22 protein-coding genes, 3 pseudogenes and 1 riboswitch are annotated in these 26,086 nt (G+C 71.6%); of the genes and pseudogenes, 19 read left to right on the top strand and 6 right to left on the bottom strand.

Annotated features, from left to right (window positions below):
• The first annotated feature begins 89 nt into the window (after nt 1–89).
• Nucleotides 90–1,316 carry an ROK family protein gene (locus ACFZDC_RS29190; protein ID WP_391328651.1) on the top strand — a complete coding sequence of 409 codons (1,227 nt, stop codon included), beginning with the start codon at nt 90–92 and terminating at the stop codon, nt 1,314–1,316.
• 16 nt (nt 1,317–1,332) lie between these two features.
• Here the strand turns inward: ACFZDC_RS29190 and ACFZDC_RS29195 are convergent.
• Nucleotides 1,333–1,530 (bottom strand): annotated as a pseudogene (locus tag ACFZDC_RS29195) (helix-turn-helix domain-containing protein); the annotation flags it as partial.
• Nucleotides 1,531–1,990: 460 nt separating this feature from the next.
• On the bottom strand, nt 1,991–2,734 hold the full coding sequence (locus ACFZDC_RS29200; protein ID WP_391328653.1) for an NAD(P)H-binding protein: 744 nt from the start codon (nt 2,732–2,734) through the stop codon (nt 1,991–1,993).
• 340 nt (nt 2,735–3,074) lie between these two features.
• Nucleotides 3,075–3,205: riboswitch (FMN riboswitch) on the top strand.
• 154 nt (nt 3,206–3,359) lie between these two features.
• Between ACFZDC_RS29200 and ACFZDC_RS29205 the strand changes: the two genes are divergently transcribed.
• The 9 genes and pseudogenes from ACFZDC_RS29205 to ACFZDC_RS29245 all read left to right on the top strand — a co-directional run bounded on the left by ACFZDC_RS29205 (nt 3,360) and on the right by ACFZDC_RS29245 (nt 10,833).
• Nucleotides 3,360–3,968 carry a riboflavin synthase gene (locus ACFZDC_RS29205; protein ID WP_391328655.1) on the top strand — a complete coding sequence of 203 codons (609 nt, stop codon included), beginning with the start codon at nt 3,360–3,362 and terminating at the stop codon, nt 3,966–3,968.
• On the top strand, nt 3,965–4,606 hold the full coding sequence (gene pnuC, locus ACFZDC_RS29210) for a nicotinamide riboside transporter PnuC (RefSeq protein WP_391328657.1): 642 nt from the start codon (nt 3,965–3,967) through the stop codon (nt 4,604–4,606). Before ACFZDC_RS29205 ends, pnuC begins: the two co-directional genes overlap by 4 nt.
• Nucleotides 4,603–5,874 (top strand): annotated as a pseudogene (locus ACFZDC_RS29215) (bifunctional 3,4-dihydroxy-2-butanone-4-phosphate synthase/GTP cyclohydrolase II); the annotation flags it as partial. The gene pnuC and the pseudogene ACFZDC_RS29215, both read left to right, overlap by 4 nt.
• A gap of 159 nt (nt 5,875–6,033) precedes the next feature.
• Nucleotides 6,034–6,519, top strand: coding sequence for a 6,7-dimethyl-8-ribityllumazine synthase (gene ribH, locus ACFZDC_RS29220; protein WP_391328660.1), 486 nt, complete (start codon nt 6,034–6,036; stop codon nt 6,517–6,519).
• A 34-nt stretch (nt 6,520–6,553) separates the two neighbouring features.
• On the top strand, nt 6,554–6,826 hold the full coding sequence (locus tag ACFZDC_RS29225; RefSeq protein WP_384773652.1) for a phosphoribosyl-ATP diphosphatase: 273 nt from the start codon (nt 6,554–6,556) through the stop codon (nt 6,824–6,826).
• A 50-nt stretch (nt 6,827–6,876) separates the two neighbouring features.
• Nucleotides 6,877–7,725 carry an ATP phosphoribosyltransferase gene (gene hisG / locus ACFZDC_RS29230; protein WP_391328662.1) on the top strand — a complete coding sequence of 283 codons (849 nt, stop codon included), beginning with the start codon at nt 6,877–6,879 and terminating at the stop codon, nt 7,723–7,725.
• Between the two features lie 15 nt (nt 7,726–7,740).
• On the top strand, nt 7,741–8,193 hold the full coding sequence (locus tag ACFZDC_RS29235; protein ID WP_391328664.1) for a PH domain-containing protein: 453 nt from the start codon (nt 7,741–7,743) through the stop codon (nt 8,191–8,193).
• Nucleotides 8,194–8,416: 223 nt separating this feature from the next.
• On the top strand, nt 8,417–9,751 hold the full coding sequence (locus tag ACFZDC_RS29240) for a CNNM domain-containing protein (RefSeq protein ID WP_391328667.1): 1,335 nt from the start codon (nt 8,417–8,419) through the stop codon (nt 9,749–9,751).
• Nucleotides 9,748–10,833 carry a CNNM domain-containing protein gene (locus ACFZDC_RS29245; RefSeq protein ID WP_391328668.1) on the top strand — a complete coding sequence of 362 codons (1,086 nt, stop codon included), beginning with the start codon at nt 9,748–9,750 and terminating at the stop codon, nt 10,831–10,833. Before ACFZDC_RS29240 ends, ACFZDC_RS29245 begins: the two co-directional genes overlap by 4 nt.
• Before the next feature lie 97 nt (nt 10,834–10,930).
• Here ACFZDC_RS29245 and ACFZDC_RS29250 read toward each other — a convergent pair whose 3' ends face one another.
• Nucleotides 10,931–12,799: an AAA family ATPase gene (locus ACFZDC_RS29250; protein WP_391328670.1), complete on the bottom strand. Its 1,869-nt coding sequence runs from the start codon at nt 12,797–12,799 to the stop codon at nt 10,931–10,933.
• Between the two features lie 431 nt (nt 12,800–13,230).
• Entirely contained in the window at nt 13,231–13,851 is a 621-nt protein-coding gene (locus tag ACFZDC_RS29255) for a uridine kinase (protein ID WP_391328788.1), read from the bottom strand.
• A 252-nt stretch (nt 13,852–14,103) separates the two neighbouring features.
• Between ACFZDC_RS29255 and ACFZDC_RS29260 the strand changes: the two genes are divergently transcribed.
• From ACFZDC_RS29260 to ACFZDC_RS29280, 5 genes are all read left to right on the top strand, one after another.
• Nucleotides 14,104–15,060: a hypothetical protein gene (locus ACFZDC_RS29260; protein WP_391328671.1), complete on the top strand. Its 957-nt coding sequence runs from the start codon at nt 14,104–14,106 to the stop codon at nt 15,058–15,060.
• Nucleotides 15,061–15,101: 41 nt separating this feature from the next.
• On the top strand, nt 15,102–16,643 hold the full coding sequence (locus tag ACFZDC_RS29265; protein ID WP_391328672.1) for an amino acid permease: 1,542 nt from the start codon (nt 15,102–15,104) through the stop codon (nt 16,641–16,643).
• Nucleotides 16,644–16,860: 217 nt separating this feature from the next.
• Nucleotides 16,861–18,231 carry a C39 family peptidase gene (locus tag ACFZDC_RS29270; protein WP_391328674.1) on the top strand — a complete coding sequence of 457 codons (1,371 nt, stop codon included), beginning with the start codon at nt 16,861–16,863 and terminating at the stop codon, nt 18,229–18,231.
• Between the two features lie 107 nt (nt 18,232–18,338).
• The gene (locus ACFZDC_RS29275; RefSeq protein WP_391328676.1) at nt 18,339–18,479 is read left to right on the top strand and encodes an SCO1431 family membrane protein; all 141 of its coding nucleotides are present in this window, start codon (nt 18,339–18,341) and stop codon (nt 18,477–18,479) included.
• Nucleotides 18,480–18,559: 80 nt separating this feature from the next.
• Nucleotides 18,560–19,252, top strand: a complete 693-nt coding sequence (locus ACFZDC_RS29280) for a TetR family transcriptional regulator (protein WP_391328678.1) — start codon at nt 18,560–18,562, stop codon at nt 19,250–19,252.
• 63 nt (nt 19,253–19,315) lie between these two features.
• Here ACFZDC_RS29280 and ACFZDC_RS29285 read toward each other — a convergent pair whose 3' ends face one another.
• Nucleotides 19,316–20,557 carry a glycosyl hydrolase family 18 protein gene (locus ACFZDC_RS29285; protein ID WP_391328680.1) on the bottom strand — a complete coding sequence of 414 codons (1,242 nt, stop codon included), beginning with the start codon at nt 20,555–20,557 and terminating at the stop codon, nt 19,316–19,318.
• A gap of 331 nt (nt 20,558–20,888) precedes the next feature.
• Here ACFZDC_RS29285 and ACFZDC_RS29290 point away from each other — a divergent pair, with 331 nt between their 5' ends.
• The gene (locus ACFZDC_RS29290; protein WP_391328682.1) at nt 20,889–22,061 is read left to right on the top strand and encodes an acyl-CoA dehydrogenase family protein; all 1,173 of its coding nucleotides are present in this window, start codon (nt 20,889–20,891) and stop codon (nt 22,059–22,061) included.
• 355 nt (nt 22,062–22,416) lie between these two features.
• A pseudogene (locus ACFZDC_RS29295) lies at nt 22,417–22,938 on the top strand (hypothetical protein); the annotation flags it as partial.
• A 21-nt stretch (nt 22,939–22,959) separates the two neighbouring features.
• Here ACFZDC_RS29295 and ACFZDC_RS29300 read toward each other — a convergent pair.
• Nucleotides 22,960–23,397: a hypothetical protein gene (locus tag ACFZDC_RS29300; protein WP_391328684.1), complete on the bottom strand. Its 438-nt coding sequence runs from the start codon at nt 23,395–23,397 to the stop codon at nt 22,960–22,962.
• Nucleotides 23,398–23,631: 234 nt separating this feature from the next.
• On the opposite strand from ACFZDC_RS29300, the gene ACFZDC_RS29305 reads away from it, so the two are divergent.
• Together ACFZDC_RS29305 and ACFZDC_RS29310 are read left to right on the top strand one after the other, a co-directional pair.
• Nucleotides 23,632–24,072 carry an AsnC family transcriptional regulator gene (locus tag ACFZDC_RS29305; protein ID WP_391328685.1) on the top strand — a complete coding sequence of 147 codons (441 nt, stop codon included), beginning with the start codon at nt 23,632–23,634 and terminating at the stop codon, nt 24,070–24,072.
• Between the two features lie 167 nt (nt 24,073–24,239).
• Nucleotides 24,240–25,853 (top strand): amidohydrolase family protein, encoded by a 1,614-nt coding sequence (locus ACFZDC_RS29310; protein WP_391328687.1) that lies wholly within the window; start codon nt 24,240–24,242, stop codon nt 25,851–25,853.
• The last annotated feature ends 233 nt before the right edge of the window (nt 25,854–26,086 follow it).

The following is a 26,086-nucleotide window of genomic DNA, read 5'->3' on the forward strand; positions in this document are numbered from 1 at the left end:
TGCCCCCGCTGCACCGCCGTAAACTATCAGGGACCCTGCCTGATAGATAGGGCGCAGCGCGGCGGCCCGCGTCTGGGAGGATTCCCGTCATGCCCGCATCACCGAGCACCGCCCGGGCCATCAACGACCGGCTCGCGCTGCGGCTGTTGCAGCAGGAAGGCCCGCTGACGGCGGGTCAGTTGAAGCGGCTGACCGGCCTGTCCCGGCCGACGGTCGCCGACCTCGTCGAACGGCTCACCGCCTCCGGTCTGATCACGGTGGTCGGGGAGTCCGGCGAGCAGCGCCGGGGCCCGAACGCCCGGCTGTACGGCATCGTCGCCGACCGCGCTCAGCTGGCCGCGCTCGACGTCCGAACCGAGGGCGTGTTCGTGCTCGTATCCGATCTCGTCGGGCGGGTGCTGGCCGAGGTGTCCGTGCCGATCGGCGGCGACACCGGGACCGGGCCCGCCGTGGGGCGGGTGGTGACGGCGGTGGAGCGGACCGCGAAGGAGGCCGGCGCCGACCGGCTGCACACCGTCGGCATCGGAGCGCCCGGCCTCATCGACCCCGCCACCGGTGACCTCCGCGACTCCGGCGGACTGCCCGCATGGCACCGCCGCCTGGCCGCGGCCCTGCAGGACCGGCTGCCCGAGGCCCGCGTGACGGTGGAGAACGAGACCAACCTGGCCGCCCTGGCCGAGCAGCGCGAGGGCGCCGCCCACGACCGGGACACCTTCGTCCTGCTCTGGCTGGGCCACGGCGTCGGCGCGGCGGTCGTCCTGGACGGCGCCCTCCGCCGCGGAGCCTCCGGCGGCACGGGCGAGATCGGCTTCCTGCCGGTCCCGGGGACCACCTCGCTGCCCTCGGCGACGGACTGCGACGGAGGCTTCCACTCCCTGACCGGGGCGGCCGCGATCGGAGCACTCGCGCGGGAGTTCGGCCTGCCGGTGGAGGGGACGACGGACGGGCCGGGTGCCGCGCGGGTGGTGCGGGGGGCGGTGGCGCGGCTGACGGGGGTGCCCGGCCCGGGAGCCGGGCCCGCCAGGGTGACCGATCCCGCGGACCGCTTCCTCGACGCCCTCGCCGACCGGATCGCCGTCGGTGCCGCCTGCGTGGTCTCCATCCTCGACCCCGGCTGCGTGGTCCTGGGCGGAGAGGTCGGGCAGGCCGGGGGAGCGGTGCTCGCCGCCCGGGTCCAGGAGCGGCTCCGCCGGATGTCACCGCTGCCCACCGAGGTACGGGCCGGCAGCCTCGGCGGCGCCGCGGTGCTGCGCGGAGCCCTGCTGACGGCCAGGGACCGGGCCCAGGAGGAACTGTTCGCACCGGCTGAGCGCTAGGTGTATTGCCCTGAGAGGTTGGGGACGCGGCTGGCGGGTGGTTGGCCATGCCTGCCTCGCCGAGCCGACGGTAGCGGTCGGCCCACCGCTGGGCCGTGGTCGGGGAGACCTGGAAGCGTTCGGCCGCCCGGCGCAGGGTCCAGCCGTCCTCGACCACGCAGCGGGCAAGGCGCAGGCGTCCGGTCTCGGTCAGCGGTGCATTACGGTGAGGCATGAGGGCCTTTCTGGTCGCCGGTGCAGATGTCGCAATCCACACCAGGCCAGAAGGCCCTCACCCATTTCAAGATCACTCAATCGTGGTGTCCGTCACCAACCTCCGTGGAAGCTAGGCCTGGTGCGAAAGTCCCGCCTGCCCCGCGACGCCCGGCACGCCTCCCCACTGCCAGGGCGTGGGGTACCCCCACGCGCCGCACCGGGCACACGTCCAAGGACGCCCAGTACGAGGGCTTGCACCCGGCACGCCGAGAGCACGCACGGAGGCCGCGGGGCCCGCCCACCGGGCGGGCGACGGGATTTCCGCCACAGGCCCCAGGTCCCGTCGTCGGGCTCCCGTCCGCCCCGCGACGCCCTGCCCGTCCCCTCGCCCGCCGTTGGTCCGACGGTGCCGGTGGCCTGGTTGCTGCGGCAGTTTCCGGGTGCTGGGCGTCGTTGGCCCGCGGTCGCCGGCGCACCGGTCAGTGCCCGAACCGCCGCGCCAGGTACTCCTCGAACGTGCCCTTGCCCACCGCCTGCTCCGGTGCCAGGTGGCCGCCCGCGCGGAAGGCGCGGTAGGTCCTGCCGAACAGGGGTACGTTCGCCACGGCCCGGCGCCGACCGGTCGCCCGGAGATAGGCGCGGGCCAGCGAGTCGAAGGACCGTACCTCCGGGCCGCCCATGTCCGGCACCCGCCCGGCCGGTGCCGCGACGGCCAACTCGGCCAGCCGGTCCGCCACTTCGGCCACCTCCACGGGCTGGTCCGGCACCCCTGCCGGCACCGGCACGACGGGCGGCTTGGACAGCCCCTGGAACAACGTCACCAGCAGGTCGTGGAACTGCGTGGCACGCAGCACGGTCCAGCCGAGCCCCGACTCCTCGATCCGCCGCTCCACCGCGAGCTTGGACTGGTAGTAGCCGAGCGGCACCCGGTCGACGCCGACGATGGAGATGTACACCAGGTGGCCCACCCCGGCCCGCCGCGCCGCCGCGATCAGGTGCTCCGCCGCCCGCTCGTCCCCGCCCCGCGGACTGCTCGCGCAGTGCACGACCGTCGCCACGCCCGCGAGGGCCGCGTCCAGGCCGGCTCCGCCCTCGCGCAGGTCGACGGCGTGCGGCCGGGCGTGCCGGCTGAGCACGCGCACCTCGTGCCCGTCCGCCCGCAGCCGCTCGGTGACGAGCCGCCCGAGCGTGCCGGTTCCGCCGGTCACCAGGATCGTGGTCATGCTGTTTTCCGTCCCCTCCGGACACCGGGGCGCCCCCGGTCGGAGTGCCCTCACCAGGTGAGACCGCTCAGCCCCCGGAAATGTGACATGCCCCGGTGACCGATTTCGGGGCGTCCGCCACCGCCGTCGGGACGCACGCCATGGCGGCCCGGCGGCGGGCAAGGGCCGTCGTCACCGCCACCGGGCCCGCCCGCACCCTAAGAGGACTAGACCAGTGGGGTCAATGGTCCGGACTAATCGACCGTCAGGGTAAGTCCAAGGGAGCGGTCTGTGAGCCAACCCACATCATTCACCCGCATGGACCAGTACCGGGCGTGGCAGACTGGCCCTGTACCAGAAGCAGCGCACTCCGGGGTCGGTGAAAGTCCGAACCGGCGGTTACAGTCCGCGACCCGGTCGCTTCCAGCGGCCGGTTGACCAGGTGAAATTCCTGGACCGACGGTTAAAGTCCGGATGGGAGGCAGTGCGCGGCGGGCGAGCACGTATCCGTGCGCGCCGCCGTATCTGGGCTCGTCCGTACCCGGACGGGTCCCATTCGGCGTCGCCCCGGTGTGTCCACCCGTAGATTCTGTCGTCATCGACAGCCCCGGAGTCCGTGCCCGAATGAGGCAGGAGGACCCGGGAAGTGTTCACCGGAATCGTCGAAGAGCTGGGTGAGGTCACCGCCGTCGAGAACCTCGGCGACGCCTCCCGCTTCCGGCTCCGCGGCCCCGTCGTGACCGAGGGCGCGCAGCACGGCGACTCCATCGCCGTGAACGGGGTCTGTCTCACCGTCGTCGACCACGAGGGCGACGAGTTCACCGCCGACGTCATGGCCGAGACGCTGAACCGCTCCAGTCTGGGCGCGCTCACCGTCGGCTCCCGCGTCAACCTCGAGCGGCCCACCGCCGTGGGCGCGCGCCTCGGCGGGCACATCGTGCAGGGCCACGTCGACGGCACCGGGCAGGTGCTGGAGCGCAAGCCCTCCGAGAACTGGGAGATCGTGAAGGTCTCGCTCCCCGCGGACCTCGCCCGTTACGTCGTGGAGAAGGGTTCCATCACCGTCGACGGCATCAGCCTCACCGTGGTGGACGCCGGCCCCGACTACTTCACCGTCAGCCTCATCCCGACCACCCTCGCCCTGACCACGCTCGGCCACAAGCAGCCCGGCGACCCGGTCAACCTCGAGGTCGACGTCATCGCCAAGTACGTCGAGCGGCTCCTCGGCGACCGTGCGCAGGGGGCCGGCAAGTGAACGGGCTGAACTCCGAGGCCTTCACCGTCTTCGGCCAGCACATCATCTGGTCGGACATGGTCGGCAACATCCTCGGCCTGATCACCCTCGCCCTCGGCTGGCGCCGCTCCCTGCTGACCTGGCCCGTGCAGTTCCTGTCCGGCCTGGTCCTCTTCGCGGCCTTCTACGGCCACCTGACCGGCAGCGCCGGCAAGCAGGCCGTCGTCATGGCCGTCGCGCTGTACGGCTGGTGGCAGTGGCAGCGCAACAAGGGCCAGTCCGGGGACGGCCACATCGTCCCCCGGTTCGCCAGCCGGCGCGAGCGCGCGGCCATGGTCGCCGCCGCCGCGGTGGGCACCGTCGCGGTCGCCCTGCTGTTCACGGCCTACCCCGAGCTCTCCTGGGACCCCTGGCCCGACGCCTACATCTTCGTCGGCACCATCGTCGCCATGTACGCCCAGGCCAAGGGCATGGTCGAGTTCTGGTTCGCCTGGCTCCTCGTCGACCTCGTCGGCGTCCCCCTCAACTTCGCCAACGGCTACGCCTTCTCCGGTTTCGTCTACGTCATCTACGGCGCACTCGTCCTGTGGGGCATGCGCGACTGGTGGCTGCGCTCACGCAAGGGCCCGCAGCCCGTCCTGGAAGGAGCGCCGGCATGACCTCGGCATCCCTGCTCTACGGCACCGACCCCATCGAGGACTTCCGGCTCGACCCCGTCGAGCAGGCCATCGCCGACATCGCCGCCGGCCGCCCGGTGGTGGTCGTGGACGACGAGGACCGGGAGAACGAGGGCGACCTCGTCATCGCCGCCGAGAAGGCGACGCCCGAGATCGTCGCGTTCATGATGAGCGAGTGCCGCGGGCTGATCTGCGCCCCCATGGAGGGCGAGGAACTCGACCGGCTGCGCCTGCCGCAGATGGTCGAGGACAACACCGAGTCGATGAAGACCGCGTTCACCGTCTCCGTGGACGCCTGCGCCGCTCACGGTGTGAGCACCGGCATCTCGGCCTCCGACCGCGCCACCACGCTCCAGCTGCTGGCGAGCGGCACGGCCGAGCCCACCGACCTGGTCCGCCCCGGCCACATCTTCCCGCTGCGCGCCAGGCCCGGTGGCGTCCTGGTCCGCAACGGCCACACCGAGGCCGCAGTCGACCTCGCCCGGCTCGCCGGCCTGCGGCCGGCCGGTGCCATCGTGGAGATCGCCGGTGAGGACGGCCGCATGCTGCGGTTGCCCGAGCTGATCCCGTTCGCCCGCAAGCACGGCCTGACGATCATCTCCATCGAGGACCTGATCACCTACCGCCGCAACAGCGAGCCCACCGTCCGCCGCGAGGCCGAGACCCGCCTGCCCACCGTGCACGGCACGTTCACCGCCTACGGCTACCGCTCCACCCTCGACGGCGTCGAGCACGTCGCCCTGGTCCACGGCGAGGTCGGCGACGGCGAGGACGTCCTGGTCCGCGTGCACTCCGAATGCCTCACCGGCGACGTCTTCGCCTCCCTGCGCTGCGACTGCGGCCCCCAGCTGGACACCGCCCTCGCCCGCATCCAGGAGGAGGGCCGCGGCATCGTCGTCTACCTGCGCGGACACGAGGGACGCGGCATCGGCCTGCTGTCCAAGCTGCGGGCGTACGAGCTTCAGGAGCAGGGTCATGACACCCTCGACGCCAACCTGGAACTGGGCCTGCCCGCCGACGCCCGCGACTACGGCGCCGGCGCGCAGATCCTCGTGGACCTCGGGGTCCGCAGCGTCCGCCTGATGACCAACAACCCCGACAAGACCGACGCGCTGCTGCGCCACGGCCTGAAGGTCACCGGCCGCGAACCCATGCCGATCGAGGCCGGCGAGCACAACCTCCGGTATCTGCGCACCAAGCGGGACCGGATGGGGCACGACCTGCCCTGGCTGGACACGCCGGCCGCGGCAGCCTCCGCGGCCGTGTCCGCGGCAGCCTCTGTGGCCGTGTCCGCGGAAGCCTCCGCGGCCGCATCTGCGGCAGGCTCTGTGGCCGCGCCCGCGGCAGGTTCTGTGGCCGTGTCCGCGGCCACCTGTGGCGACCAGTAAGCGAAAGCACTTAGGAGAGACGTGAGCGGCAAGGGTGCACCGGAGCTGTCCGTACGCAACGTGAGCGACCTCAGGGTCGCCGTTATCGCGGCGCAGTGGCACGAGAAGGTGATGGACGGTCTGGTGAACGGCGCTCTGCGCGCCCTGCACGAACTGGGGATCGACGAGCCGACCCTGATCCGGGTCCCCGGCAGCTTCGAGCTGCCGGTCGCCGCCAAGGTCCTCGCGGGCCGCGGCTACGACGCCGTGGTCGCCCTCGGCGTCGTCATCAGGGGCGGCACGCCGCACTTCGACTACGTGTGCCAGGGCGTCACCCAGGGCCTCACCCAGGTGTCCGTCGAGACCGGCGTCCCCGTGGGCTTCGGCGTGCTCACCTGTGACACCGAGGAGCAGGCCCTGGACCGGGCCGGCATCGAGGGCTCCCACGAGGACAAGGGACACGAGGCGGTGACCGCCGCCGTCGCGACCGCGGCCACACTCCGCTCAGTATCCGAACCCTGGCACTGAGGAGTTCCGCACACCGCGTAGGGTGGGGCTCACCATGTCCAAGAAGACGTTCGAGGAGCTCTTCGTCGAGCTCCAGCAGAAGGCCGCCAACGGCGATCCCGCCACCTCCCGCACCGCCGAGCTGGTCGGCAAGGGCGTCCATGCCATCGGCAAGAAGGTCGTCGAGGAGGCCGCCGAGGTCTGGATGGCCGCCGAGTACGAGGGCAAGGAAGCGGCCGCCGAGGAGATCTCGCAGCTGCTCTACCACGTCCAGGTGATGATGGTCGCCCGCGGGATCTCCCTGGACGACGTCTACGCCCACCTCTGAGCCGTACCCGCACACCCTCCCGTACAAGACGAGCAAAGGAAGCCGACCTCATGCTGCGCATCGCCGTCCCCAACAAGGGTTCCCTGTCCGGCCCTGCGGCGGAGATGCTGCATGAGGCCGGCTACCAGCAGCGCCGGGAGTCCAAGGAGCTGCGGATCGTGGACCCGGGGAACGAGGTCGAGTTCTTCTACCTCCGCCCCCGTGACATCGCGATCTACGTCTCCTCCGGCCGCCTCGACATCGGCGTCACCGGCCGTGACCTGCTGGTCGACTCCGCCGCCGACGCCGAGGAGATCCTGCCGCTCGGCTTCGCCCGCTCCACGTTCCGCTTCGCCGCCAAGCCGGGCACCGCGAACGGCATCGAGGACCTGAAGGGTAAGACGGTCGCCACCTCCTACGAGGGCATCGTCGCGGGGCACCTCGCCGACAGCGGCATCGACGCCTCCGTCGTGCACCTCGACGGCGCCGTCGAGACCGCGATCGAGCTGGGCGTCGCCGAGGTCATCGCCGACGTGGTCGAGACCGGCACCTCGCTGCGCAACGCGGGCCTGGAGGTGTTCGGCGACCCGATCATGAAGTCCGAGGCCGTCGTCATCCGCCGTACCGGCGCCGACGCGGAGGAACCGAAGGTCCAGCAGTTCCTGCGCCGCCTCCAGGGCGTCCTGGTCGCGCGGACCTACGTGATGATGGACTACGACTGCCGCGTCGAGCAGCTCGAGAAGGCCGTCGCCCTGACCCCGGGTCTGGAGTCGCCGACCGTCTCCCCGCTGCACAACGAGGGCTGGGTCGCCGTCCGCGCCATGGTCCCCGCCAAGGAGGCGCAGCGGATCATGGACGACCTCTACGAGATCGGCGCCCGGGCCATCCTGACCACGGCCATCCACGCCTGCCGCCTGTAGGAGGTACGCAGACAGATGTCCGATCTTCCCGACCTCCCCGTCACCTTCCGCCCGGGCCACACCCGTGCGATTTTGCTCACGGCCGGCGTTGTGATCTTCCTGGTGATCTCCGGGATCGCGATGCTGCTGGAGCTCGGCCCGGGGGAGCGGCTCAGCTTCGTCATCACCGGGGCGCTGATCTTCTGGGTGCTGGCCCAGCTCGCCCGGATCAAGGTCGTCGCCGACGAGTCCGGCGTCACCGTCGTCAACATCGTCAGCAGGCGGCGCCTGGACTGGGCGGAGATCCTCCAGGTGAACCTCCGTCCGGGCGATCCCTGGGTGTTTTTGAACCTGAGCGACGGCACCAGCCTGCCCGCGCTCGGCATCCAGCCGGGCATCGCCAAGCAGCGGGCCGTCGCCGACGCACGGGCCCTGCGGGCGCTCGCCGAGGCGCGCTCGGCGGCCCACGAAGCGCAAGATCAGGGCTGACTCGGGGGCGTCCGCCCTGCCCCAGTGGGCCGTGTCTTGATTAATCTGGTGGCGGAGGCGTTTCGCTGCGCCTCCGCCCCTGCGTGCCGCCCGGTGCACAGGGGTTCCTGCAACCCGAGGAGTGACCACCTCCGGCGATGGACGGATCGTCCTGTAGTACCTGCGCCGCCCCCTCTCGACACAGCGCGGATCCGGTCCGCGTTCCTGCGGAGGCGGCGGCATCATGACCATGCCCCTGCTGCTCCTCGGAGCCGCGTTTCTGCTGATTCTCGCCAACGGCTTCTTCGTGGCGGCCGAGTTCGGCCTGGTGACCGTCGAGCGCCAGGACGCCGAGAAGGCCGCCGCCGAGGGCGACAAGCGCGCCCGTACGGTCGTGGAGTCACTGAAGGAACTCTCCTTCCAGCTCTCCGGCACCCAGCTCGGCATCACCATCACCTCCCTCGTGGTCGGCATGCTCGCCGAACCGGCCCTGGCCGCGCTGCTGCGCGGCCCGTTCTCGGCCATCGGGATCCCCCACGGCGCCGTCTCCGGTGTCTCCGTGGTCGTCGGCATGCTGCTGGCTTCCGCGATCCAGATGGTGATCGGCGAACTCGTACCCAAGAACTGGGCGGTGTCGAGGCCGCTGCAGGTCGCGCGCTTCGTCGCGGCCCCCCAGCACCACTTCTCCCGCCTGTTCCGGCCGGTGATCGCCGCGCTCAACACCGTCGCCAACCGGCTGGTGCGCGCCCTGGGTGTCGAACCCGCCGAGGAACTGGCCTCCGCCCGCACCCCGGGCGAACTGGTGTCCCTGGCCCGGCACTCTGCCCAGGCCGGCGCCCTGGAACAGGACACGGCCGACCTCTTCGTCCGCACCCTGTCCCTGGGCGACCTGACCGCGCAGCACGTCATGACCCCGCGCGTGAAGGTCAGCGCCCTCCAGGACTCGGCCACCGCCGAGGACGTCGTCAACCTGACCCGCGCCACCGGACTGTCCCGCTTCCCCGTCTACCGGGAGAAGATCGACGAGATCGTCGGCATGGCGCACCTCAAGGACGCGCTGGCGGTCCCCGTGCGCGACCGGCTGCGCACCCCCGTGGGCCGCATCGCCCGCAAGGCCCTCCTCGTCCCGGAGACCCTGCCCGTGCAGCCCCTGCTCGCCCGGCTGCGCAGCGAGCAGCCCATCGCGGTCGTCGTCGACGAGTACGGCGGCACGGCGGGCGTGGTCACCCTGGAGGACATCGTCGAGGAACTCGTCGGCGAGGTCCGCGACGAGCACGACGCCAAGGACGTGCCCGAGCTGGCCCCCGCCCTGCCGGAGGACGGCAAGCCGGCCTGGGACGTCGACGGCAGCTGCCGTGTCGACATCCTGCAGCGCATAGGCCTCGACGTGCCCGAGGGGCCGTACGAGACGGTCGCCGGCCTGGTCGCCGACCTGCTCGGCCGCATCCCGGCCCCCGGCGACAGGGCGGAACTGCCCGGCTGGCGGCTGTCCGTCCGACAGGTCGGCCACTACCGCGCCGAACGGGTCCGCCTGGTCCGGACGGTCCCCGCGGGCAACGTCATGGAGGCCGCGCGATGAGCGTCCTCCAACTGGTCTTGGCCGCCCTGCTGGTGCTCGCCAACGGGTTCTTCGTCGGAGCCGAGTTCGCGCTCGTCTCCGTGCGCCGCAGCCAGATCGAGCCGCTCGGCACGGCCCGGGCCCGTCAGGTGCTGTACGGCCTTGAGCGGCTGCCGCAGATGATGGCGGCCGCGCAGTTCGGCATCACGGTCTGCTCCCTGACGCTCGGCGCGGTGGCCGAACCGACGGTGGCGCACCTCCTGGAGCCGCTGTTCGAGGCGGTCCACCTCCCGGACGGCGTGATCCACCCGCTCGGCTACGTCATCGCCCTCGCCGGCGTGGTCTTCTTCCACCTGGTGATCGGCGAGATGGTGCCGAAGAACCTTGCGATGGCGGCGCCCGAGAAGGCGGCCCTGTGGCTCAGCCCGGGCCTGGTGTACTTCGCCCGTCTCTGCAGGCCGATCACCGTGGGCCTCGGCGCCTGTGCCCGGGGCATCCTGCGGCTCTTCCGCGTCGAACCCAAGGACGAGGTCGAGGCCGTCGTCACCAGCGAGCAGCTGAACCGCCTGCTGGAGGACTCCGGCCAGGCGGGACTGCTCGACCCGGAGGAGCAGGAGCGTCTGGAGGACGCCCTGGAACTGGGCTCCCGCCCGGTGACGGATGTGCTGCTGCGGCGCGAGTCCCTGGTGACGGTGACTCCGTCGGTCACGCCCGGGGAGATCGTCGAGCTGACGGCCCGTACGGGCTACTCCCGCTTCCCGGTGGCGGCCGGGACGGGTGCGTTCATGGGGTACGTCCACGTCAAGGACGTCCTGGACCTGGAGGGCTCCGACCGCGCCGTCCCCCAGCAGGTCTGGCGCCCGATGACCACGCTGCGCTCGGAACTGCCCCTGGACGACGCCCTGACGGTCATGCGCCGAGCGGCCACCCACCTGGCCCAGGTCGCGGACGCCTCCGGCCGGGTGCTGGGCCTGGTCGCCCTGGAGGACGTGCTGGAGCTGCTGGTCGGAGAGGTACGGGATCCGGCCCACCGGGAGACACCGGAGCCGCATGTGACGGAGCCGCGCACGAGCGGGGAACCGGAGGAGGTGCTGGCCACCTAGACCCCCGTCGCCCGTGGGTGCGCGGGGGCCGGTCGCGCCCGTGCGCCGGAGAGCCGCGTGCCGGCACAGCCCCGCGCCTCTCCGGGGCCCACGGCGCCTACAGGGGCGACGGATCCTGCGGACCCCTGCCCGACAGCACTTCCCCATACGCCTGCATCAGATCCGGCAGCCGCAACGTGGCCAAGTCGTCCCGGGACAGCGCGCCCGGATACGCAGACAGCCGCAGATCCCGGTACGCGCAGCTCTTCTCGTACAGCGTTCGCAGGAAGCGCCCGTTGCCCAGCTCGTCGATCCACCCCTGAGCGACCACGTGCCCGGCGATGGAGCGCAGCTCCTCCAGCGCCTCGTCGTCCCAGAGATCCCCGTTCTCCGCCGCGAGCACCTTGCCGATCTCGGTGAGCTCCGGCGGCCGGTACGAGGGGAAGTCCACCCGGGTGGTGAAGCGGGAGGACAGCCCGGGGTTGGCGGCGAGGAGGCGGTCCATGCCCTCGGGGTAGCCGGCCAGGATCACCACCAGGTGGTCCCGGTTGTCCTCGGCCCGCTTCAACAGCACCTGCAGCGCCTCGTCCCCGTACGCATCCCCCTTGCCGTACCCGGAGTTGGACAGCGAGTACGCCTCGTCCACGAACAGCACCCCGCCGATCGCGGAGTCGATCAGTTCGTTGGCCTTCACGGCCGTCTGCCCCAGGTACTCGCCGACGAGGTCGGCTCGCTGCGCCTCGACGAGGTGGTCGCCGCCGAGCAGCCCCAGCGCGTAGAAGACCCGCCCGAGGATCCGCGCGACCGTGGTCTTCCCGGTTCCCGACGGCCCGGAGAAGACGAAGTGCCGTTTGGGCGGCTGCACCGGAAGACCCTGCCCGGCCCGCAGCCGGGCCATGTTCAACTGCGCGGACAAGGCCTTGACCTGGCGCTTGACCGGCTCCAGCCCCACCATGCGCTCCAGCTCGGCAAGCGCCTCCTCGAGTAACGCCGGGTCGGTCGGGCCCGCAGGCAACGGCCAGGTCGACGAGGGCATGCCGCTCTTCACGCGCACCGCGGGGTCGGTCACGGACGGCAGCGGGCCGGTAGGCAGATCCGGCTCCGGCAGCCGCAGATCGCGCCCCTCCGTGCCGAAGAGCGGGTCGAGCGTGTCGGGCCCGTCCACGGCGTCCGCCCCCGCGCCGGTCAGGGTGATCGCGGCGAGGTCGGCGGGATCGTCGTACCCGTCGCCCTCCGCGATCGCGGTGAGCCGGGCCGAGGTGTCCATGAACGCGGGGTCGACCCGGTGCACCGCGCGGTACAACGGCAGCGCGGCGGCACTGCGTCCGGTTCCCTCGTGCGCGCGGGCCAGCCAGTACCGCAGCTCCTTGCGCTGCGGCTGCTCGCTGCGGCAGCGCATCAGCGCCGCCGACAGCAGCGGCTCGGCCTGCCCGTACATCTCCAGCCGCACCCGGGCCATCCCGCCGAACAGGCCCGCCTCGATGCCGAGCATGGGATCGTCGACCAGCGAGTCGGTGTGCCGTACCAGCTGGTCCCAGTCCTTGACGAGATAGGCGCGGCAGGCGTGCAGGAAGCGGACCTGCGGGTCGGCGTCCACCGGGGGCAGCCCGGCGAGGGCACGGTCCAGTTCCGGTACGTGCCGGCCGTCCAGCCAGTGCGAGGCGTGCGCCAGCAGCAGATCGCGGGGGCTCTCCAGCACCGGCTGCACCCACCAGCCCAGCCAGTACCAGGAGTTGAGGGTCCGACGGTGCCGGGCGCGCTGCTCCCCGAAGCGGTCCCGGTGCCGGAACATCCTCAGCAGCGCGGTCGTCGTGTCGACCCGCAGGGCGTGCAGTCCGAGCCAGGCGTCCGCCATCCCGGGATCCATCCGCGCCGCGGCGCGGAACTCCTCCTCCGCCTGCGGATAGGCGCCCATCGTGTAGGCGTCCACACCTCGCAGCCAGGCGAGGTCGGCCGGGGCCTCGGGGCCCTGCGTGCCGAAGTCCATCACGTCCCCCACAAACCGTGCCCCCGTTGGTTCTCCGCCGGGCAGTCGCCCGACGGCTGCCGCGGTCGAACCGCTATGCCGCGGACCGGAGTTGCAGGTGCGCGAGGCAGCCGCTCGAAGGTCGCACCGAGGGCATCGTACCCGTGGCAGGACCGCGCACCGAAGGGTGCGGCACGGGCCGTTCGAGGAGGTGGGAGCAGACGGGGCGCACACGAAAGAGTGACGGAGGGTGAGCGGATCGGTGCGCGGGGCGCCCGGGAAAACGGGCTGCGGACAGAACGAAGCCCCCGATCACGGGGGAACAACCGGGGGCTTCGCGTCACTGGGCGGCACCGAATGGCCGCACATTGAGAACGTAAGACCTGTACGGTCCCCGGGTCAAGCGGACCCGGAGCACTCAAAGAAGTTCCCCCGCAAGGGTCTTCACGAGTTCACCACATCGCGGACGGTCCATCACCGTGGGTGACCTCCTGGTCCGGTCCAGGAATCCCCGCAGGCCCCGGCAGCACCTCGTACCCCTCCGGTGTCTGGCGCACCAGAAGATCGGCGTGGGGGCGCGAGGGGTCGGCGGCGAAGTGCGCCCGCTCCGCCTCGACCCACCCGGCCCAGAACTCCCGCTGTTCCGCGCCGTCCCGCGACCTGCCCCGCGCCCAGGCCTCCTCGCGGGGCAGCTCCATCCACAGCAGCCGCGCCAGATACGGCCGCAGCGCACCGCGGCCGGCGCCGACCCCCTCGATCACGACCACGGGGGCGGGCGGCAGGGGGCGCGGTGGGCCGAACGCGTGCGCACGCCAGTCGTAGGGGGCGTAGCGCGCGCTCTCGCCACGGGAGAGCGGGGCGATCACCTGGGCCAGGAGTCGACCGGTCCAGTCGAAGAGCTGCTCGTGGCTGGCGATGTCGTCGAGGTGCAGCACCGGCGCCCCGCCCAGCGCGGCGGCCAACCGCCCGGCGAAGGTGGACTTTCCGGAGCCGGCGTGCCCGTCCACGGCGATCAGCCGGACGGGGCCGCAGGAAGGGGGAAGCCCGCGCAGCCGGGCGGCGAGGTCGTGAATGGCGATTCCTGAGGTGTGATGCGGTGTGGGGGTGTTTTCCGGAAACAGTCTAGTAGCGGCCCATAGTGACTGGACCCCTGGGCCGGGAAACGTCACTTCTTGAACTACTGGCTGACCGCCGGTCAATCAAATGGATTAACGTGCTCAATCCGTTGACCGATATGTGAAATTCGGCGTTCCCGGTGCGCCGACTGCTGAGTAAAGTGCCTCCTGCGCAACTGCGATGCGCCGTGAAGGGACGGACAGGGGGGCATGGCCGCGGAGTTATTCGAAGGGCACTATGTATGGCATCCGGCGGCCGACGACCGTGTCCTGGCAAGCGTATGTGTCGACGTGCGCGCCGGGCGTTATCGATACGCGGACGAAGTCCTCGCCGAGACGCGTTCCGACTTCGCGCTGCGCGCCCACCGCTCCCTGGTGCTGGCCTCCGAGGCCGCGGGCAGCGACCTGGTCGAACGCTGGCTCGCCGAGGAGCCGACTCCCGAGTCCGCCCTGATGTGGGCCCGGGTCGCGGTGCAGCGCGCGATGCGGGCCGCCGACGCGCGGGACGAGCGCGCCGAGGCGCTGGAGCGGATCGCCCTGACCGCCTGCGACCGGGCGGCCGCCATGGCGCCCGAGGACCCCACCCCCTGGGTCGCCAAGCTGGCCATGGCCCGGCTGCACCGGCTGCGCGACCCCGCACCGCAGGGGCTGCTCACCGCACCGCCCGGACCCTGGCGGCTGTTCTCGCACATCCTGTCCCTGGACCCCTGGCACCGGGAGGGCCACCACCGCTTCCTTTCGTGCTTCTTCACGCGGCACGGCGGCTCGGTCAACGCGGCCTGGGACGTGGCCGCCTTCCTCAGCCAGCGGGCGCCCGCCGACTCCGCCCTGCGACTGCTGCCGCTGGTGGCCCTGGTGGAGAGCTACAACCCCACCCAGCTGCTCGCCGACCGTATCTGGGAGCAGCCCCAGTGGCGGTCCACCGCGCTGGCGATCTACCACAACTGGCTGCCCACGGTGGCCGGTTACCGCTTCACCCCGGTGCTCGACCTGGCCTACCTCGCGCACGCGCTGGTCATGGCCCAGTGCGAGTTCGAGGCCCGGGCGGTCTTCGCGGCGATGGGGCCGTACGCCTCGCGCATGCCCTGGAGCGCCTTCGGCGACCCCGCCGAGCAGCTCTCCCGGGCGCGGCGCGCCTGCGGCCTGCCCGTCCCGGGACCCCCCTGACCGCGCACGTGCTCTGCCCCCACCGAGAGAAAGGCCGAACTGTGTCGGAACGGACATCGAATCCACGGGCGACGTCCCGCGGGGACGAGGACCCGGTCGTGCTCGACGACGACGCGACCCTGCACGCGATGGGCTATCCGCGGAAACTCACCCGGCGCTTCCAGGCGTTCGACAATTTCGCGATCTCCTTCACCATCATCAATATCCTTTCGGGTATTTTCTCGTCCTTCGGATACGGCATGAATGCGGGCGGCCCCCGCATTCTCGTGTTCGGCTGGATCGGTGTCTCCGTCATGGTGCTGTTCATCGGCGCGGCGATGGCGGAGGTCGCGTCCGCCTATCCGACGAGCGGTGCGCTGTATTTCTCGGCGGGTAAACTCGCCAAGCGGCACAAGGGTGCCTGGTCCTGGTTCACCGGGTGGCTGAATTTCGTGGGCCAGATCGGCGGCACCGCCGCCACCGGCTATGCGGCGGCCACCTTCATTCAGGCCTTCATCGCCCTGCAGTGGCCCTCGTACCGGCCGACCGCGCACCAGACGGTGCTGATCACGGCCCTGATCATCGTGCTGCAGGGCCTGGCCAACACGTACACCGTCCAGCTCGTCGCCCTGCTGAACCGGATTTCCGTCTGGTGGCTGCTGGTCGGACTGGTGGTGATCGTGAGCACACTCATAGTGATGCCGGACCATCATCAGTCGGCGTCCTTCGTGACGCATTTCGAGAACAACACCGGCTTCACGAGCGGGCTTTACGGCGGCATGCTCGGTCTGCTGGTCACCAGCTGGACCTTCACCGGCTTCGACGGCAGCTTCCACATGTCCGAGGAAACGGTCCGCGCGACGGTCAACGCACCGCGGGGGATCACCCGGGCCATCGGCTATTCGGCGATCACCGGCCTGATCCTCATGCTCGCACTGGTCTACAGCATTAGCGACTACGCCAAGGTGGCGAGCTCCTCCGCACCGCCCGTCCAGATTCTCATCGACGGGCTCGGCCTCGGCACCGCCAAGGCGATGCTCCTCATCGTGATCGGCGCGATGCTCTTCTGCGGCCTCGCCAACCTCACCAGCAACACCCGGCAGATCTTCGCCTTCTCCCGGGACGGTGCCATGCCCGGCTCCCGGTGGTGGCACTCGGTCTCGCCGCGCACCCGTACGCCCGTGAAGGCGGTGTGGCTCGCGGTGGCCTGCTCGCTGGCCCTCGTCGTCCCCGGCTGGTGGTCGCACACGGCGTTCACCGCCATCGTCAGCGTCAACGTGGTGGGACTCTTCCTCGCCTACGCCGTGCCGATCTTCCTGCGGCTGCGGCTCGGCGACGAGTTCCAGCCGGGCCCCTGGCACCTGGGCCGCTGGGGCAGCCCGATCGGCTGGCTGGCGGTGATCTGGATCCTGCTCAGCAGCGTCCTGTTCATGCTGCCGCAGGCCTCACCGATCACCGTCGACTCCTTCAACTACGCGCCGATCGCGCTGGCCGTCGTCCTCCTCGTGGCCACCGTGTGGTGGTTCGCCACCGCCCGCCGCCGCTTCCAGGGGCCGGTCAGCTACGGCCGCCCCGACGAGGTCGCCGCGATGGATCTCGTCTGACCCCACCGGCCCCGGCCCCGGCGCACGGCACCCGCCGGGGCCGGCGCCGGGGCCGGGGCCGGGGCGTGACCACGCGGTTTTCTCCAGTGGGCCAGACCAATATCGGTGACGCGCCATGCGCGGAAGTGCTGGCAGGGGCATGCCGTGTCCTCCATAGTTGGCGCACAACCACGCATCGGACCAGCACCGACCCGGACACCTGGGGGTAACCGCGCCCATGAGCAGAGCCCAGCAGCCGTCCCGCCGTACCGTCCTCACCGCCGCGATGGTCGCCGCGGTCTCCTCGGGAGCCGTACCCGCGGCCGCCGCCGCAGTGGCGCCCGCCGCCGACACCGACGATCCCGCCCAGGCGCCCGCCCGCCCGATCGACTACCACGTCTGGACGACGTACAGCGACTGGCGCTGCGGCACCACGCTGGGCGTCCGGGTGGCCGCCGGCCGCCGCCCCGGCGTCGAGATCGGCACCCCCATCGGCCGTACCGACTACACGGACCCGCACACCGGCACCACCGCCACCTGGGAGTACGCGACCTGGACCTCCCCGGTCCACCGGCTCGCCGTGCCCGCGACCGAGGCCATCGCCTCCTGGAACGCGCACACCCCCGACGGCACCTGGCTCCAGGTCGAACTGCAGGGCACGTACTCGGACGACACCGCCACCCCCTGGTACGTGATGGGCCGCTGGGCGGCCGGCGACCAGGACATCAAGCGGACCTCGGTGGACCACCAGAGCGACGGCAAGAGCACGATCTGGACCGACACCTTCGCCATCGACGACGCCGGCACCGGCCTGCGCCTGGTCTCGTACCGGCTGCGCCTGACGCTCTACCGCAAGCCGGGCACCCGGCTCACCCCGACCGTCTGGCGGCTCGGCGCCATGGGCTCCGACATCCCCGACCGCTTCACCGTCCCGGCCTCCACCCCCGGACTCGCCCGGGAACTGGGCGTCCCGCGCTACTCGCAGGAGATCCACAAGGGTCAGTACCCCGAGTACGACAACGGCGGCGAGGCCTGGTGCAGCCCGACCTCCTCGCAGATGATCGTCGAGTACTGGGGCGGCCGGCTCACGCCCGAGCAGCTGTCCTGGGTCGACCCGTCCTACGCCGACCCGCAGGTGGACCACGCGGCCCGCTTCAGCTACGACTACCAGTACCAGGGCTGCGGCAACTGGCCCTTCAACGCCGCCTACGCGGCCACGTTCAACGACCTCCAGGGCGTGGTCACCCGGCTCGCCTCGCTCACCGAGCTGGAGACCCTCGTCGCGGCCGGCATCCCGGCCATAACGTCCCAGTCCTTCCTGAAGACGGAGCTGACCGGTGCCGGGTACGGCACCTCGGGCCACCTGATGACGGTGATCGGCTTCACCGCGGACGGCGACGTCATCGCCAACGACCCCGCCTCGCCGAGCGACGAGACGGTACGGCGGGTGTATCTGCGGCGGGAGTTCGAGAACATCTGGCTCAGGACCAAGCGGTACAACGCCTCCGGCAAGGTCGTCTCCGGCACCGGAGGCGTCTGCTACCTCTACTTCCCGGCCCATCCCCATCCGGCCCAGTGCAGGGCGCTCGCGGCGGTGGGGGTGCGCTGACCCGGCCCGTGTGAGCAACGTCTCTGCCGCAAACGCCGTCGCGGGTGGCAAGGTGGACAAATGGGTGGGGGGACACCACTCCGTACGTCCGACCTCTGCGAGAAACCATGAGCGCACACCCGGCCACCGCCACCCGCGTCCGCACCGGCGGGCCTCAGGAAGACGGCCCGAAGATCCTCGAGCACGTCATGGGCTGGGTGCTCGTGGCCGTGATCGCGATGCTCGTGACCCAGCTCGGTCTGCTCTGACCCGACCCCTGGCTCGACGCGCATGTTCTGACATACTGCGGATGTCCCGCCGACCTCCCAGACCAGGGTCGAAATTGAATATGCGTCAACAGCGTGCCGCCGCCCTCCCCCAAGTTCTCGACTCCGCTCGAGCAGGGGGTGCCCCCATCCGGGCGCGCGGCACCGAGCGCTCCGCGGCACGTCGCGCCGAACTCATCGCCATCGGGCGGAAGCTGTTCGCCGACACCTCCTACGACGCGCTGTCCATGGACGACATCGCCCGCCAGGCGCATGTCGCCAAGGGGCTGATCTACTACTACTTCCGGTCGAAGCGCGGCTACTACATGGCGATCATCCAGGACTCCGTCGCCGATCTGGTCACCTTCGCCGCGAGCGGCCTCGAACTGCCCGCCGTGGACCGCCTCCACCGCACGATCGACAGCTACCTGTGCTTCGCCGAGCACCACCAGGCCGCCTACCGCACCATCGTCAGCGGCGGGGTCGGCTTCGACACCGAGGTGCACGCCATCCGGGACGGCGTGCGCGAGGCGATCGTCGCCACCATCGCCGAAGGAGCGTACGGCCGCAGCGACATCGCCCCGCTGGCCCGCATGGGCCTGCTCTCCTGGGTGTGCAGCGTCGAGGGGGCCACCCTCTACTGGATCGACCACCCCGGACTCTCCCGGGAGACCATGTGCGAGTTGCTGGTGAAGACCCTCGGGGGAGCCCTGCGCGCCGTCGGGGAGCTGGACCCGGCCTACCCGGCACCGCCGCCGGCCCGCCGCGACGGCTGACACGAGGGAGCGGAGGCTCGTGGTCCTCCGCTCCCAAGTCCCCCCGCTCGGGGGCGGGTGGGGCTAGTTGATCGCCCTGATCAGCTCACCGTTGGCGGTGTCGCCGCTCAGTTCCCAGAAGAAGGTGCCGCCGAGGCCCTGCTGGTTCTTGTACGTCATCTTCGTGGCGATGGTCGCCGGGGTGTCGTAACTCCACCAGTTGTTCCCGCACTTGGCGTAGGCGGTGCCGCCCGCCGTGCCGGTTGCCGGGCACTTGGTCTTGAGCACCTTGTAGTCGTCGATGCCCTGCTCGTACGTCCCCGCCGCCGGGCCGGTCGCCGTGCCGCCCGGCGCCGCCCGCGTGACCCCGGTCCAGCCGCGCCCGTAGAAGCCGATGCCGAGGAGCAGCTTCGAGGCCGGGACGCCGAGCCCCCTGAGCTTGGCGATGGTCGCCGAGGTGTAGTAGTTCGCCTTCGGGATGCCCGAGTAGGAGTTCAGCGGGGAGTGCGGTGCGGTCGGGCCGGTCGAGTCCCACGCGCCGAAGTAGTCGTAAGTCATCGGGTTGTACCAGTCGATGTACTGGGCCGCGCCCGCGTAGTCGGCCGCGTCGATCTTGCCGCCGCCGGTGGCGTCGGCGGTGATCGCCGCGGTGACCAGGTTGCCGGAGCCGAACTTCGACCGCAGGGCGGACATGACGTTCCTGAAGGCCTCCCGACCGCTGGTGTCGCAGGTGTTGCCGCAGGCGTTCGGGTACTCCCAGTCGATGTCGATGCCGTCGAAGACACCCGACCATGTGGAGTTCTTCACCAGGTCGTAGCAGGACTGGGCGAAGGCGGCCGGGTTCTTCGCGGCCTCGCCGAAGCCGCTGGACCAGGTCCAGCCGCCGAAGGACCAGAGCACCTTCAGACCGGGGTGCCTCTTCTTCAGCTTCAGCAGCTGGTTGAAGTTGCCGCGCAGCGGCTGGTCCCAGGTGTCGGCGACGCCGTCGACGGACTCGGCGGCGGTGTAGGCGCGGTCGGTGGCCGCGTAGGAGTCGCCCAGCGCGCACTTTCCGCCGGTGACGTTGCCGAAGGCGTAGTTGATGTGGGTCAGCTTGGCCGCGGAGCCCGAGGTCTCGATGTTCCTGACGTAGTACTTGCGCTCGTAGGTGCCCCATTCGGTGAAGTAGCCGACGACCTTGGAGCCCGCCTTGAGCTGCGGAGCGGCGGGGGCGGCCGCAGTCGCGGTGCCCGCGCCGGCCAGCAGCCCGGCGCCGAGGGCGGCGGAACACGCGGCGGCGAGCAGCGCCCGGAACCGGGCGCGAGGACGGTGGGGAGTGCTGTGCATCGGTGGCTCCTCGTGGGGGGAGGGGAACGCGCGCCGATTGGCATGAACGCGGTAAAGCGTTGGCCATGCACAGTAGGAGGACTAGACCACTACGTCAATGGTTCGGACCAATCTCGGGCCGCTGGAGAGTTCCGGCTGGATTCTTGGAGTAAGCGGTCGTTAACTGGTGACGGGAGGTCGCTGATCGGGCATACTCACGGCACACAGCCGCTGGTCAGCAGCTTCCGAGACCCGGAAGCGGGTGCCCTTGGCCGAACCGCAACGATCAGGCGGAGCCGCCCCCACGAACGGGCCCGACCGCCAGTGCCCGAACAGGGAGGAGAGCGACGCCATGTCCGACCGCGACCCGCAGCCGGTGGAGCGTCAACTGCCCACGGAAGAGGCGAGAGATCTGCTCGCGCTCGTCCGTGAGATCGCGCAGCGTGAGATCGCGCCGAAGGCGGCCGAGGAGGAGGACGCCGGACGCTTCCCGCGCGAGGTCTTCACCCTGCTGTCCGATTCGGGGCTGCTGGGCCTGCCGTACGACTGCGAGTACGGCGGCGGGGACCAGCCCTACGAGGTCTACCTCCAGGTCCTGGAGGAGCTTGCGGCGGCCCGCCTGACCGTCGGCCTCGGTGTCAGCGTGCACACGCTCGCCTCCTACGCGCTCGCGGCCTACGGCACCAAGCAGCAGCAGGTCGAGCACCTGCCCGCGATGCTCGGCGGCGGCCTGCTCGGCGCCTACTGCCTCTCCGAGCCGTCCTCCGGCTCGGACGCGGCCTCCCTGCGCACCAAGGCCGTCCGGGACGGCGACGGCTGGGTGATCACCGGCACCAAGGCCTGGATCACCCACGGCGGGATCGCCGACTTCTACACCGTGATGGCCCGCACAGGGGAGGACGGCCCGCGCGGGATCACTGCTTTCTTGGTGCCGGGCGACGCCGAGGGGCTGAGTGGCGCGGTGCCCGAGAAGAAGATGGGCATGAAGGGCAGCCCGACCGCCCAGGTCCACTTCGACGGCGTCCGCGTCGGCGACGACCGGCGCATCGGTGAGGAGGGCCAGGGCTTCGCCATCGCCCTGTCCGCCCTCGACTCCGGGCGGCTCGGCATCGCGGCCTGCGCGATCGGCCTGGCCCAGGCCGCGCTGGACGAGGCGGTCGCCTACGCCACCCAGCGCCGGCAGTTCGGCCGGCCCATCGCCGACTTCCAGGGCCTGCGCTTCATGATCGCCGACATGGCCACCCAGATCGAGGCCGGCCGGGCGCTCTACCTCGCGGCCGCGCGGCTGCGCGACGCGGACAGGCCCTTCGCCAAGCAGGCGGCCATGGCCAAGCTGCACTGCACCGACACGGCCATGAAGGTGACCACGGACGCCGTGCAGATCCTCGGCGGCTACGGCTACACCGCCGACTTCCCGGCCGAGCGCTACATGCGCGAGGCCAAGGTGCTGCAGATCGTCGAGGGCACGAACCAGATCCAGCGGATGGTCATCGCCCGTCACGTGGCGGGACCGGAAGGTCGCTGAACTGCCCCCTGAGGACCGTCGGGGCCGCCAGCCTGACCCACTCCGGGTCGTGGCGGCCCGGCAGGGTGCGGCCCCGGTCGGCCCAGACGCGCATCAGGTCGCGGTAGATGGGCGGATCCTGCGGCGGAGGCGGAACCGATTCTGCGGGACGGGGCACGAAGATGCGGCGTTGACGCCCGGTTGCCGAGTACGTGGGGGTCATGTCCGGAAAACGCGCCGCAGCCCGGGCAGGTCACCGCCCGGCAAAATCGCGCGTGAGTTCACTGACGGCGACCGCTTCCCCCGCTGACCTCCCACGGATGGCTGACGTACCGTCAGCCATCCGTCTCAGGGGGCGTGGCCGACGACCGTCCCGTCCGCCTGGCTCGGCACCCGGCTGCCCGGCTCCCAAGCCGTCGGGGTCACCGTGCCGGCCTCCAACGGCATGTCCCGCGAGACCCTGTCTTCGACATCGAGCAGTCCCCACCGCCCTCGCGCTCCTGCGCGGTGCGCCTGGCAGCGGGCCCGGCGGCGTACACCGCCTTCCCCGAACACGACATGGCCCGGCTGCACGGCCAAGTCCCGTCCGGGAAAGCCGGCTTCCTCGGCCTGCCCGGCGAAGGGGACGCCCTGCGCCGGTATGTGACGGGCCAACGCCCACTACGCCTGGGTGATCGACGGGCTCGCCCGCTCACCCCTCATCGAGACCGCATTCGACCGGCTGGAGCGGCTGTGGCCGCACGAGGCCGGTGACCCCGTCCTGAACCGGGGCGACGCGGTGCGCATCGCCCACCGCCAGGCGCACTTCGGGGAGGTCGCCGTTGCGGCGGACCCGGACACACTGATCCTGCACCACGACAGTCTGCGCGCCGTGGTGCAGGGCAGTCACGGGGATTGAGCGCGGCCGGTCCGGAGGGACTCAGGCGGCCAGGCGGCGCATCGCCGGTACGCGCATCGGGCGCGAGCCGGGGCCGCCGACGTGCGAGAAGGGCTGCGTCCGCCAGTCCAGCCCCTGGGGGAGTGTGAGCAGCAGGGCCGTGTCCTGCTCCTGCGGCGCCAAGGACTCGTCCGCGGGGAGGGCCTCGGCCGCCGCGCGCCCCGTGCCCGCACAGACCGTGAGCCCGAACGGGTTCCACGGCGAGGCGCACAGCGCGTGCTCCGGCAGGACCTCCTCGTCCGCCAGCAGCGCGATCGGCTGCGCGCAGTCCGGGCAGATCACCCGGTACATCTCGAAGGTGTCGTAGGCGTCGAGTTCCTCGACCTCGTAGGCGTCGGGTTCGACGCCCTCCGGCTCGGGCTCGACGAGCGACTGCTGCCGCTTGGACGTGGAACGACCAGGGCGCTTGACACTCTGCATGGGTTTCTCCCCCTAAGGCTGGGCCGTGAAGGCGCTGCGGCCTCGACCACACCAAGCACTTCCCGCCCCGTCTGGGCGGTAATCACGAGAACATCACGGAGTCCGTCCGAGCGCTGTGGCGTTCGTCACATGCCGGGCGCAGGTGCCCGGTGCGGTGGTTTTTGTGCCGAACCGGGTGTGACCTGCGTTGCTGAGCTATCCGAGGAGATCACACGCACGGTAGGTTTTGGCGCCATGGAGGAGCTGGACCGTCAGATCGTGCAGCTGCTCGTCAAGGACGGGCGGATGAGCTACACAGACCTGGGCAAGGCCACGGGCCTGTCCACGTCGGCCGTGCACCAGCGGGTGCGCCGGCTCGAACAGCGTGGCGTCATCCGCGGCTATGCCGCGGTCGTCGACCCCGAGGCCGTCGGGCTGCCGCTCACCGCCTTCATCTCGGTGAAACCCTTCGACCCCAGCGCCCCCGACGACATCGCGGACCGCCTCGCCGGGGTCCCCGAGATCGAGGCCTGCCACAGCGTCGCCGGCGACGAGAACTACATCCTGAAGGTGCGCGTGGCCACCCCGCACGAACTGGAGGAGCTGCTCGCCCGCGTGCGCACCCTGGCCGGGGTCTCCACGCGCACCACCGTCGTCCTGTCGACCCCGTACGAGGCGCGTCCCCCGAAGATCTGAGACGCGCCCCGCCCGGTTGTCCTGCCGGCCCCGTACGAGCCCGGTTGTGCAGGGGGCGTCGAGCGAGGCCGGTTGTGCGGGGGGTCCCATGCAAGTCCGTCTCCGGAGAGCCGACCCGCGCCGCCCCGGTGCCCGGTCAGCCCCGCGCACGCGAGAGACTGTCGGACATGAGTGAGCAGTCCGCCGACCCTCAGACCGTCCTCCTGCGCCGCGGAGAGGTCCACAGCCCCGCCGACCCCTTCGCCACCGCGATGGTGGTGGAGCGCGGCCAGGTCGCCTGGGTCGGCTCCGAGGGTGCCGCCGACGCCTTCGCCGACGGTGTGGACGAGGTCGTCGACCTCGACGGCGCCCTGGTCACCCCGGCCTTCACCGACGCCCATGTGCACACCACCGCCACGGGCCTCGCCCTGACCGGACTCGACCTGTCCGACGCTCCGTCCCTGGAGGCGGCCCTCGCGCGTGTCCGCGACTTCGCCACCGCCCGCCCGGACGACCGGGTCCTGCTGGGCCACGGCTGGGACGCCGCCCGCTGGCCCGGCGGCCGTCCGCCCACGCGCGCGGAACTCGACGCCGCCACCGGCGGCCGCCCGCTGTACCTCTCCCGGATCGACGTCCACTCGGCGGTCGTCACCACTGCCCTGCTGGACCTGGTGCCCGGCGACGTCACCCGCGAGGACGCCCCGCTCACCCGGGACGCCCACCACGCCGTACGCGAAGCCGCCCTCGCCGCCATCACCCCCGCCCAGCGCGCCGAGGCCCAGCGCACCGCCCTGGCGCACGCCGCTTCCCTCGGCATCGGCTCCGTGCACGAGTGCGGTGGCCCGCAGATCTCCTCCGAGGACGACTTCACCGGCCTGCTGAAGCTCGCCGCCGAGGTGCCGGGGCCGCGGGTCGTCGGCTACTGGGCCGAGCGGGCCGATGAAGGTGTCGCCAGGGCTCGCGAGCTGGGCGCGCGCGGCGCCGCCGGCGACCTCTTCGTGGACGGCTCGCTCGGCTCGCACACCGCCTGCCTCCACCAGCCGTACGCCGACACCGGCAGCACCGGCACCGCCTACCTGGACGCCGACGCCGTCGCCGCCCACGTCGTCGCCTGCACCGAGGTGGGCCTCCAGGCGGGCTTCCACGCCATCGGCGACGCCGCCGTGACCGTCGTCGTGGAGGGCGTGCGCGCCGCCGCGGAGAAGGTCGGCCTCGCCCGCGTCCGGGCTGCCCGGCACCGCGTCGAGCACGCCGAGATGCTCACCCCCGAAACCGTCGCCACCTTCGCCGAGCTGGGCCTGATCGCCTCCGTCCAGCCCGCCTTCGACGCACTCTGGGGCGGCGAGGAGGGCATGTACGCCCGGCGCCTGGGCGTCGAGCGGGCCCGCTCCCTCAACCCGTTCGCCGCCCTGCTGCGGGCCGGGGTGCCCCTCGCGTTCGGCTCGGACAGCCCCGTCACCCCGCTCGACCCCTGGGGCACGGTCCGCGCCGCCGCCTTCCACCACACCCCCGAGCACCGGGTCTCCGTACGCGCCGCGTTCACCGCGCACACGCGCGGCGGCTGGCGGGCCGTCGGCCGCGACGACGCCGGTGTCCTGGTGCCCGGCGCGCCCGCCGACTACGCCGTCTGGCGGACCGACGAGCTGATCGTCCAGGCCCCCGACGACCGTGTGGCCCGCTGGTCGACCGACCCGCGCTCCGGCACCCCCGGCCTGCCCGACCTGACCCCGGGCCGCGACCTGCCGGTCTGTCTGCGGACCGTGGTGGGCGGCCGGACGGTGTTCGTACGGCCGGGCGAGTGATCTCCCGGGGTGGCGCGGCGTTGATCGTCCGCCGCCGCCGCGACGCCCGACCTGCGCATCCTCCCTGCTCACCGTGGTCGGCAGGGAATCGGCGCAGCTCAGGAGGCTGTTGACAGTCGACGGCCGGGGGCCGGTAGGTTCGGCCGAGTCCACCACCGGACGCCCGACCGGGGAGTGTTCACGCAACTCGTCGCAGCGCTGCTGGGTCAGGGACGGTGTGCCGCACCGGGGCA

The organism is Streptomyces sp. NPDC007905, from assembly GCF_042959345.1.
GTDB lineage: Bacteria > Actinomycetota > Actinomycetes > Streptomycetales > Streptomycetaceae > Streptomyces.

Coding starts and splice junctions, on each gene's coding strand:
- ACFZDC_RS29200 (WP_391328653.1), bottom strand. CDS start 2,734: ATGACCACGATCCTGGTGACCGGCGGAACCGGCACGCTCGGGCGGCTC.
- ACFZDC_RS29245 (WP_391328668.1), top strand. CDS start 9,748: ATGAGCGTCCTCCAACTGGTCTTGGCCGCCCTGCTGGTGCTCGCCAAC.
- ACFZDC_RS29300 (WP_391328684.1), bottom strand. CDS start 23,397: ATGCAGAGTGTCAAGCGCCCTGGTCGTTCCACGTCCAAGCGGCAGCAG.
- ACFZDC_RS29225 (WP_384773652.1), top strand. CDS start 6,554: ATGTCCAAGAAGACGTTCGAGGAGCTCTTCGTCGAGCTCCAGCAGAAG.
- ACFZDC_RS29235 (WP_391328664.1), top strand. CDS start 7,741: ATGTCCGATCTTCCCGACCTCCCCGTCACCTTCCGCCCGGGCCACACC.
- hisG (WP_391328662.1), top strand. CDS start 6,877: ATGCTGCGCATCGCCGTCCCCAACAAGGGTTCCCTGTCCGGCCCTGCG.
- ACFZDC_RS29290 (WP_391328682.1), top strand. CDS start 20,889: ATGTCCGACCGCGACCCGCAGCCGGTGGAGCGTCAACTGCCCACGGAA.
- ACFZDC_RS29285 (WP_391328680.1), bottom strand. CDS start 20,557: ATGCACAGCACTCCCCACCGTCCTCGCGCCCGGTTCCGGGCGCTGCTC.
- ACFZDC_RS29190 (WP_391328651.1), top strand. CDS start 90: ATGCCCGCATCACCGAGCACCGCCCGGGCCATCAACGACCGGCTCGCG.
- ACFZDC_RS29260 (WP_391328671.1), top strand. CDS start 14,104: ATGGCCGCGGAGTTATTCGAAGGGCACTATGTATGGCATCCGGCGGCC.
- ACFZDC_RS29250 (WP_391328670.1), bottom strand. CDS start 12,799: ATGGACTTCGGCACGCAGGGCCCCGAGGCCCCGGCCGACCTCGCCTGG.
- ACFZDC_RS29280 (WP_391328678.1), top strand. CDS start 18,560: ATGCGTCAACAGCGTGCCGCCGCCCTCCCCCAAGTTCTCGACTCCGCT.
- ACFZDC_RS29270 (WP_391328674.1), top strand. CDS start 16,861: ATGAGCAGAGCCCAGCAGCCGTCCCGCCGTACCGTCCTCACCGCCGCG.
- ACFZDC_RS29310 (WP_391328687.1), top strand. CDS start 24,240: ATGAGTGAGCAGTCCGCCGACCCTCAGACCGTCCTCCTGCGCCGCGGA.
- ACFZDC_RS29275 (WP_391328676.1), top strand. CDS start 18,339: ATGAGCGCACACCCGGCCACCGCCACCCGCGTCCGCACCGGCGGGCCT.
- ACFZDC_RS29240 (WP_391328667.1), top strand. CDS start 8,417: ATGACCATGCCCCTGCTGCTCCTCGGAGCCGCGTTTCTGCTGATTCTC.
- ACFZDC_RS29305 (WP_391328685.1), top strand. CDS start 23,632: ATGGAGGAGCTGGACCGTCAGATCGTGCAGCTGCTCGTCAAGGACGGG.